This window comes from Methanobrevibacter sp., from assembly GCF_015062935.1.
In the GTDB taxonomy this organism is placed as follows: Archaea; Methanobacteriota; Methanobacteria; order Methanobacteriales; family Methanobacteriaceae; genus Methanocatella.
The window spans coordinates 18576-29924 of the sequence record NZ_SUTM01000002.1; the positions used below are offsets into that span (position 1 = coordinate 18576).

3 protein-coding genes are annotated in these 11349 nt (G+C 32.3%); all 3 read left to right on the forward strand.

What is annotated here, in order from left to right:
• Positions 1 to 123: 123 nt before the first annotated feature.
• On the forward strand, positions 124 to 5568 hold the full coding sequence (locus E7Z81_RS00910; protein ID WP_292742990.1) for a DUF1565 domain-containing protein: 5445 nt from the start codon (positions 124 to 126) through the stop codon (positions 5566 to 5568).
• Positions 5569 to 6037: 469 nt separating this feature from the next.
• Complete coding sequence (locus E7Z81_RS00915; protein ID WP_292742992.1) at positions 6038 to 6745, forward strand: hypothetical protein; 708 nt, start codon at positions 6038 to 6040, stop codon at positions 6743 to 6745.
• Positions 6738 to 11349 (forward strand): Ig-like domain-containing protein (locus tag E7Z81_RS00920; protein WP_292742994.1); only part of this gene is annotated, 4612 nt, incomplete at its 3' end. The genes E7Z81_RS00915 and E7Z81_RS00920, both read left to right, overlap by 8 nt.

The window sequence follows — 11349 nt, forward strand, 5'->3', positions numbered from 1 at the left end:
CAAATTAAATTTAAAAATATTTAAATATATTTTATCTCATATATATTAATGTGTTAAATATTTGAGATTTTAGTTTTAGTGTAATATTTAATACTTTAAAAAAATTGTTGAGGTAACAAAAATATGAAAGATTATAAGATATTATTGATATCTTTTGTATTGCTAGTCTTCATGATTGGCGCTGTAAGTGCAACATCTGTCGAAGATGCAACTGTTGAGGCTCAAATGCCTCCAATTGTTGTTATTGATGATGATCCGATTGTTGTTATTGATGATGATCCGGTTGTTATTGATGATGATCCGGTTGTTATTGATGATGATCCGGTTGTTATTGATGATGATCCTGTTGATGTAGAAGTTGATACAAAAGATATTTATGTAAGTGATGCCGGTGATGATTCAAATACTGGTTCAGAAGAAAGTCCTTATGCTACAATTGGAAAAGCTATTTCTGATGTTAATGCATCAAATATAGCTACTATTCATATTGGAGAAGGAACTTTCATTTCAGATGACGATTCAAACTTTAACATTCAACTGTTGCATAAAAGTAACGGCGGTAGTTTAACTTTCATTGGTGCTGGTGCGGATAAAACATTTATTGATGGTCAATCTGCATTCAGATTTGCTACATTTGGTTATAATACTAACATTACAATAAAAGATATTTCTTTTATTAATTTTAAACAGGGTAACGGTGCGGTTATTTCTAATAATGGTGGTATTTTAACTATTGAAAATTGTGTTTTTAAAGATGTTTATTCCACCGGCCATCAAGGTGGAGCAATTTATATGACTAATAATAATGGTGTTTTAACAGTTAAAGATTCATCATTTATTTCATGCTCTGCAAACGGTCAAAATAATTGGCAAGCTGGTGGTGGAGCAATTTATGCTCGTAATATTGATAGTTTGACTTTAATAAATAATAATTTTATTGCTACAAGCATTGTTAGGGGAAGTGGTGTTGCAGTTTATTCCAATTCCAAAACATATATTGATGGAAATAAGTTTATTAATTTAACTGGAACCAATGATGCATCTATTTTTGTAAATGATTTAAAAGGTTCTACAATTTGTAACAATCAGTTTATTAATTGTTCTAATCCGTCCACAACTTATTCAATTGTAAATATTGCTTATGGTAGCAGTACCATGAAAAATAATACATTTATAAACTCAACTAATTCTGTTGGAAATATTTATTCAACAGGAACTATAAATGGATTAAATTTCACTATTGATGAGGATTTAATAGATGTGGGCAATGATGAAATCAACAATGGCGTTTATGTTTCAGTTAATGTAACTGATGATATGGGAAATATTGTTAAAATAAGTTCATTTAAACTTAATTTTGTAAACGAAAACAATACTTATACTTTCAATCCTTCTTCTAGAAATGGAAAATTCTATTTTAACTTTAATTCAATGCCTGAAGTTGGAATCTATAATGTAACTATTACAAGTGGTGACACTACTAGTGATGCTTTATCAACTGCTGATATTCACTATTCTAATGAAATTGTTGATTTATATGTGTCTCCTGAAGGTGCTGATGAGAATAATGGTACCATAAATTCTCCATTTGCAACAATTCAACATGCAGTGGACGTTGGTTTTGAAAAAACATTCAATGTGGCTATTCATTTACTCAAAGGAACTTATTCTGGTGAAGGCAATGTGGAAATAACAATTGCAAATAAAGGCACTCTTCAAATTTTAGGTGAAAAATATGGTGAAACAATAATAGATGGAAATGAGGAAACCTGGTTCTTCCATATTTCCACAGAATCTACTCTTAAAAATCTAAAATTTGTTAATGGTTATGGCGACTCATTAATTACTGGAAATGAAAAGGTTAGTTTAATTGACTGTATTATGGACAGTAATAATGGTGAAGGTTCTTCAATTTTATCTAATGTAAATATTGATAATTTAACATTTACAAATAATAAAGGACATTACTCCATTTCAGCTCAGAACATAAAAGCAATTAATTCTTATTTTGCAAACAACACAAATGAATATGGACCTGGTGGTGCTATTGCTATTGAAAATTGGATCAGTCTAACTAAAATTGAAAATTGTAAGTTTATCAATAACACTGCAGGTGAAACCGGAGGTGCTTTATATTGTGGAGATGCTTATGGAATTTCAATTGAAAACTGTTACTTTGATGGAAATTATGCTCCGAACGGTGGTGCAATATTCAATCCAGCTCAGGGTATTGTAACTGTAACCAACACTACTTTTATAAACAATAAGGCTGATGTGAATGGTGTATTTGGTGGTGTGGATAGTTCTATGTCTTTCATTTCTCCTGCATTGAAGTTTAATGATTGTAGATTCATTAACAATTCAGCTACTAAAGCGGCTGTTTCCACTATAAAAATAGGAATATTTGAAGGTTGTTCATTTATAAATAATACTGCGGATTATGGTGGAGTATTTGTTCTATTGCCATATGCCATTGAACCTGAAAATCCAGTATTCATTGATTATGAAACTGAAGAAATAATTGATTCTTTAGAGTTAAATGATGTTATTTTTGAAAATAATATTGCAAGAATCAACGGTAAAGATATTTATCTTGAAAAGCATAACTATTGGGAGGGAGATGAGTATTTAAAATATGCTATTCCTTTAACCATCACATTCAATGATTTAAATGTCACTTCACTTGTGGATGATTTGACCGCAAATGTTTCTGGTCCATGTGGAACAGTAATAGGCTCTTTCTATGATTTGATTTTTGAATTGAATGGAAGTAAAGTGGGATCTGCAAAAATTAATAATGGTGTTTCAATATTAAATTATGCAGGTTTTGATGATGGGGAATATGTCTTATCAGGAAATACTTATTTGGTTAATCCTGAAAATGTAGTAAACGATGCTAAAGTCATTGTTAAATTGGAAAATGTTTTAGACCATGTTGAGTTTTGGGTTTCTCCTGAAGGCAGTGATGAAAATGGAAATGGAAGTGAATCTAATCCATTTAAATCAATTTCACATGCCGTTGCAGAAGCAAGTAAAAACTGCCGCAATATTACAATTCATTTAACTGAAGGTAATTTTGCTGGCGCTTTAAACACAGCTTTAAGCTTATCTTCCATGAACAATATCGTATTGGCTGGTGCTGGCGTAGACAAAACTATCATTGATGGTGAAAACACAACTTACTTTGCCACAGTCACTGATGGTAAAAACAAAGTAATTATTTCAGACTTAACTATAAAGAATATGTTGCCTGATAACAGACAGTCTCAAGTCATTGATTCTGCATCTCCTATAACTGTTGATGAAGGTGCAAATCTCCTATTGGATAATGTCGAATTAAGTGATAATCATGGTGGAGATGCTATTATTGTAAACAATGGTAATTTAACTATTGCCAATTCAGTAATTACCAAAAATGGTATTTCTTTAAGAGGACTTATTATTGGTGGAAATATTTTTATCGATAACTCTACAATTTTTGACAATTATGTCTTCACTGGATATAGAGAGGTAAGTTTTATACAAGCACAAAGTGTTATTGTAAATAATACTAGTTTTAAAGATAATTATTTAATAATTCAATATCCAAGTAATCCTAATTTTGTATTAATTAAAGCAACTGACGTTATTATTGAAAATACAAATGTGACAAATGATGGAGATAATGAATCATTGATTAATTTGGGCATAGTTGATAAGTCAATTAGTTTCAACCCAGCATTATCTATTTCAGGTAATATTAACATGACAAATACTAACATGGTCAATAACTTCAAAGGAAAAATTTACACTATAGAATCAATGTCTCAATTATTTTATCCATGCGCTTTAAATGATTATGGGGCTATGACTTCTATTTTAAATGTATATAATTCCTCATTTGTTAACTTCAGATACATTTGGATGGCAAACGGATATTGTGACTTTAAATATAACTTTGATGGTTGTGTATTTAAAAATATAACTTATCTGGCACATAGCCGTACTGTTGGTCCGGACACTGAATATAACATTTCCAATTCAGTATTCCTATTTGATGGTGATGTTATAATTAACCAACAACGTTTTGAAGATACAGTTGTTCCAAATGTTAACTTCAACAATAACTACTGGGGAAATAACTCCAAACCTACTGTTTATTTCTTAGGTAACATGGGTATTAAGGATGAGACTTACAGTCCGGACACTTGGATTGTTTTATATTCTGAAGATGAGCAAACTGTTATTAAGAACTTGACTGATGGTGAAAACATTACTGCTTACACTGGTAATGCTCCTATCCGTACTGATTATGCTGATAACAATGGTGCTCTTGATTATGCTGTTGTTTTCGGTCCTGTCGGTTACCTGTTCACTACTGATGATGATAAAAATGTAATCTTCAACCCTGAAGATGCAATGTATCCGTTTGAAGCTGCAGACCCTATGGATTACAGAACTCCTTCTGTTATCACAATAACCGGACTCTCCGGTGATTTGGGTATTGTCGGTGTATTGGTTGATCCTGTAGGCAATCCTATTGCAAATGCCACTATCGCTTCATTTGTCAACGGTGAAAATGTTGCTAACGTAACTACTGATGAAGATGGTGCTTTCACTGTTAAAGGTATTAAAAACGGTGTTTTAACAATCTTGTTCAACGGTACTGTTGATTACTTCGATACTGAGTACAACTTGACTTTCGCAAATGCGGGCAAAACCACAAAGTCTTTCATTAACCTCGACACTGTTGAGTCCGATTTGGCTATAAGAGGTACTTTGGTTGATGATGAAGGAAATCCTATTGCCAATGCTACAATTACATATGCTGTAAACGGTGCAAACGCTACTGAAGTCACCACTGATGATAATGGTGTTTTCACTGTTCAGGGTGCTAGTGATAGTATTATAAGCATTGATTTCAATGGAAATGATGCATTTGACGCTTCTAACATTAACATTACCTTGAAAAATCTCTCTCCTGTAAGGCAAGCTACTTTATTTAACAGTAGTGACTTCACACAATATTCTTGTGATTTCTACGAAGGAGAACGTGGTGGAAACTTCACATTCCAACTTGTAGATGAGATGGGTAATCCTATTGCAAACAAAACCATCTACATCGGTTACAACGGTGTAACATTAAATAGAACCACCGATGAAAACGGTTTTGCAAATGTTCAGATTAACCTCAAAAACGCAGGTCTATACACCTTTGTAATAGTATTCCTAGGCGATGAAGACTACAACGCAACCATGGCTGTACACAAGGTTAACATTGAAAAGAAAACAACTTCAATTTCTGCAAGCGCAAAAACATTTAAGGCTACTGCAAAAACCAAAAAATACACAGTAACCTTAAAAACCATCAAAGGATCATCCATCGATGGAAAAACATACCTTGCAAAAGGCAAAAAAGTTACCCTACAAATCAATGGTAAAACCTACACAGCAAAAACCAACGCTAAAGGTCAAGCAACATTCAGCCTAAAAATAACTAAAAAAGGCAAATTCACTGCTAAAGTTTCATTTGCCGGTGACAATACTTACAAGGAAGCAAACAAATCAGTAAAATTAACAATCAAATAGAAAGGAAATCAAATTCCTTTCTAACTTTTTTCTTTTTTTCACATTAACGGTTGATTTTTCATTTTTAAAGCTAAATTCAACTGCTTGATATATATCCCGGTTTTCATTTGACTTTTAAAACGGCAATGCCTAATGTTAATGTAATCTTCGATTAAAAATATTATAGCTTTCATGTTTTCTTTCATAATTATCAACTGTATCTTTTTTTATAATGAAGTATCTTTTCGTTGAATTTTAGTTGCTAAATATGATATATAAGTGCTCAATTTAGGTTTAATTTTTTGCATAACTGTTGATAAATATGACATAAACATTGGACAGTTAAATAATTTTTAATTATATTCTTAAAAATTTTTAAAATCTTCAATATTTTTTCAATAATATGGATTAATATTCAGTTTTTGTAAAAAAAATTAGATAATATTAAATAATGTTAAAAATATAATTCATATTATAATTGGTGAAAATTATGAAAACGAAATTTTTAATACTGGCAGTTTTTGTCATGATTCTCTGCTGCACAACGGCGGTAAGCGCCGCAGAAAACAACATGACAGAAGTTGCACTTGAAGATGCAATTGACGATTCAGGCGATGAATTGTCAATAGAAAATACTGAAATTTTAAAGGACGATGAAGACAATCGAATTGATGCTGAAATTAATGTAACAATGCCGAATAACATGAAGTCAGGCGGATGGTATGAAATTAATGTAACAATGCCTGTGGATGCGGATGCTTATATAGATGTTTATTATGAAGACTCAGAAGAATTTATTTCAGATACGTATATTGAAGAGGGTAGAGGCCAATTTAGTTTCAATCCTCCCGAAATGGGCGGTCATTATTTAAGACTCAATTATTACGGAAATGAAATTTATAATCCTAAGGTATATGATATTCAGTTTGATATAAGTAATTATACATTAAGTATTAAAGATGACCGGGTGGAATACAGTCAAAACATATTGGTATATTTATACTCTCCTAGAACATTTGACGGTACTGTTGAGGTAACAATCAACAATAAGAAATATGAAACTCAAAAGGGGTATGAAAATCTGTATTTTTATGTAAATGGGGATGATTTGAAACTTGAAGACAATCACGTAAACATTTACTATAAAGGGGATGAAAATTTCGCTCCAATCAGTAGATACATCTTTATTTATGTATAATAGGTCAACCTTTAATATCAGTCTTGAAATTCCAGGAAACATCAAGGCACCGGGGGAAAGTCTTTTTAATGTAACCATTTCCGATAAAAATCTCAATCTGACTGTTTTTGAGAATTATGATCCTTGGGATGGATACGGAAATGAAATTGAAATAATCAATGGTAAAGGAACATTTTCAAAATATTTCTGGAATATGGGTCAATACGAAATAAGTATAGATTTTACGGGAAATGAGGATTATAAGCCGGTTCATAAATCTTTCACTGTTTTCATATCAAATTATACAATTAATGTATATAATATCACATACTCTCCAGATGCTAATGAAATCTATTTTGAGGTTCCAGATTCTTTTGAGTATGATTTTAATGTAACAATGGATGGAAAACCCTACACGGCTAAGTTTGATGGGGAAGAAAGAGGGGCGCATTACATTGCGGTTGATGATTTAACCTACGGTAAACATGAAGCAAACATCTACTTTGAAGGTAAAGATCAATTCCATGAATTAAATGTAACTAAAACTTTTTATGTAAAATCTGAAATTGGATTGACAGATTCGGTTATTGATTGGAACACCAGTGGTGGATTTTACATTGATTTGCCTGCTGACGCTACAGGTGAGCTAGTCGCATATAGATATGATTATGAAACCAAACAATGTGGAGAAAGATTAGGTTCAGTTGAAATAACTGAGGGTCAGGGATTTTTAAATTTAGGAAATTGGAGCATAGGTGAATATTGCCTTCACGTAACCTATGAAAACGGTAACTATGCTGTTGAACCTATATCTACGGATGTTAATGTTCGCCCGCAGATTACCTATTCTAATTATGTTTTTGATAAAAATAATGCAAAAGTTAAAGTTAATGCTGATGGAGGTAATCTGACTGTTTATGGAAATGGAGGTAAGCAGGTTGGATTTGTACAGGTCAACGGACCAACCAACATTTCAATTAATATGGGCAATTACAATTATTTTGAAATAGTTTATTTAAAAGACAATTATGAATATCGCATTGATTTTGAAATTACAGTCATAGATTTAAGTGTAAACTTCAACAAGTCCCTGCCAAAATTCGCCAATGGATTCAGAGTCTATTCAGATGATTCATGTCATTTTGACTATTATTTTGATGGAAATTATAAAGGTGAGTATGATATTGACGAGTACTGGCAAGGTTATGTAAATATTCCTTTTGATGAAGGCGATTTGACCCTCGATGAACACACCATCGAGTTGAAGTTTGGTGATGAAAGCAAAAAAATAACTTTCACAGTTTTTGATGCTAATATCTCTGTTCCAACATATTTCTTTAAAGGACAGGATTCTAATCTAATCATTCAAATGCCTGAAGAGATGGGAGGAAATGTCACAGGTTATTTAGGTACCTATGATGATTGGGAAAGTGATACTATTACGTATTCTCAATTTTTCTCTCAAAATGTTACAGATGAACCTATTATTGTTTCTTTAGATGACTTGAAGGCCGGTTACAGGAACATTAAATTGGTTTATGACAATGGCGAAACTACTTTTGAAAATTATTATGTTATAAGAGTTTTAGACATGGATATAAGCATAGAAAACAACACAGTTATTTCAAGTAGTACTTCAGGCTTTAATTACAACGTATATGGGTATTATGATAGTATTGAATATAGTTTCGATAATCAATATAAAGGTACTTATGATTATAGTGGCACTATCAGTTTCGACCAGGGTGATTTAATCGATGGAAATCACACAATTGAGTTTAAAGTCCGCACAGATGATGGAACTGAGCTGTCTAAAAAAATCACATTCTATGTTTTATCATTAAATGTAACAATTCCGAATTATGTTCAAAAACGTGAGGATGCATTTATTGCTGTTAAAGTATCTGATAAATCCCCAGCCAATGTAACTGCATACCTGACAGACTCTGGCAATCCTGAAAAGATTGAATCTGCTCAACTCAGTGATGGGCAAGCTAATATTTCTTTAAATCAGTTAAGCTCCGGCTACCATAATATTAGAGTAGTTTATGAAGGAAGTGAATTCAATGTCACTCAAGACGTTTCTACAACCATTTTGGACATTTCAACTTCAATTGAAAACAATACTTCAATCATGTCAAATACAGAATATTTATATGTTAATTTTGATGCATATTTTGCAGGTAATATAGTTTTCAAGTTTGACGATGTTGAAAAACAGGTATATGATCATGTATATAATATTCAAATTCCGTTGTTTGACTGTGATTTAAGCCAAGGAGTTCACACAATTGATCTTATATTGTCCTGGGAAGGAGGATCCATTTCCAAAAAAATAGTGTTTAACACAACTGATGTTTTGATTGAAATTCCACAGGAAATTGCAAAAAATTATAATCCGCAAGGTATTCCAACTTATGCTACTGTTTATTTAAATAACGATGCGGCAGGTAACGTTACTGTATTTGCTGACGGAAACCAGCTTTCATATTATGTTGTTTATGGATATTCAGTGTATGTTTATTTAACTCAGTTGGATGTTGGAGAGCATGATATTGAGATAATTTACTCCGGTGATGGTAATTATCCAAAAACAGTAAAATCTGAAAAAATAAACGTTGTTTATGTTCAGGCTATTGAAAATACCTATTTAACATATGGCATTGATGATTTAAGAATTGTTCTTCCATCCACCGATGGTGTCATTGTAAAAATTGATGGAAATGAAACAGATTACACTATAGTGGATTCCAATCACATTCTCGTTTCCAAATCTGTTCTTGATATTGGAAATCATAATGTCATTGTTGAAAACAGCAATGGTGAAATGGATTTAGGCATTTTTAATGTGGTGGCTAATTTCCAATTTGATTATCAAAAGCAATCTGTCAGTTTAATTTTACCTGAAGATGCAAACGGTACAATGCATGTTGAAATTGTTAGATATGATCCTAATACTTATGAGGAACTTGAAGTTGTAAAAACAGTTAATGTGTCTCTTGTTGACGGTAAAGCGATTTTTGAAAATGATTTAATTCCGGATTATTACATAGTTAAAGCAAGTTATGTAAATGGGAATTATGATGTGTCTCCAAATAGTGCATATATGGATTCTCAATATAGGTACGATATAGATAAATCCATAATATATTCAAATGAAACCGCTTCAATCACATTCATGAGTAAAGAAAATATAGGAAAACTTCGAGTTGAAACTTCTCACAGTAATAAGTGGAATGAAATATTTGTTCCTATTGTGGACAATAAGGCAAATTTAACATTGTCCGGCCTGGAATATGGACATTATACTTTCACATTATATCATGTTGTTGATGATAATTATTATCAACTGGGCACATTAACTTTGGATGTTATCAGATATGATATTGACTTTGATTTGAAAAGTGAAGACATTAATGATGGTGAAACCGCATTTGCAAATATAACATTACCTGATGATGCAAAAGGAAATGTTTCATTATTCGTTGATGGAAAACTGATTGACATACTTGATGCAAATTCAACAATCAGCATCCCATTGGAAAACTTGACTGTTGGAGCACATACACTTGAATTCAGATACTCTGGAGATAATAAATACCTGGATAATTCAAGCATGAAGCCAATTATTGTAAACGCACTCAAGTCAGATTCAAGCATTAATGCTACAGACTGTGAAATAACTGAAGGACAAACTGCTGTCATTGAAGTTAATGTAACTGAATCTGCAAAAGGATTTGTATTAGTTGATGTTGACGGTAAAAAATACTATGGAAATATTGTCGACGGTGCAAGCGAAATAAGAATTGACAATCTTAAAGAAGGAACCTATACTGCAGTCGTAACCTATTCTGGAGACGACAAATATAAAAATTCATCCACTGAATCATCAATTAAAGTCAAAGCTCTAGCAGATTCTAATATTGATATTGATGTTTCTCCATTGGTTGCTGGCGAGTCTGCAGCTGTCAGTGTTAAAGTAAATGGTGCTGACGCTCCTGTGATTGTTACTGTCAATGGTGTTGAAACTAAGACTATTGATAAGGTTTCAGCTATTACATATACTGTTACTGCTTCATTTGCAGGTAATGCTACTCATAAGGCTAACAGCACAACTGAAACTTTCACTGCTTCCAAATTAGATTCTGAGATTAATGTTACTGTAACTGCAGGTAAAGCCGGTGAAATATCAGTCATTGAATTTAATGTTACTGAAGGCGCTACAGGTACTGTAATCATTAATGTAAACGGAACTAAATATGCTGCTGATGTCGATGATGGTAGATTGGAAATTGTTTTAGGTGAGGGCAGTTATTCTGTTGTTGCTAATTACGCAGGTGACGATAAATACAATGATGTGGTATCTGATTTAAAAACTCTTGATGTTGAATACAAATTACCAGAAAATATTACAATAGTCATTGATGACGCTGAATACAGTATTACTCCTGTGAATGGCACTACTGTTAATACACCACTGCCTGACGAACTTCAAGAGGCTAAAGACAATATCACTAATTTAACTGAACAATTAGATGTTGCTAAGGCTAATGCTTCTGCGTTGAAGGATGATTTGGATGTTGCTAAGGCTAATGCTTCTGCGTTGAAGGATGATTTGGATGTTG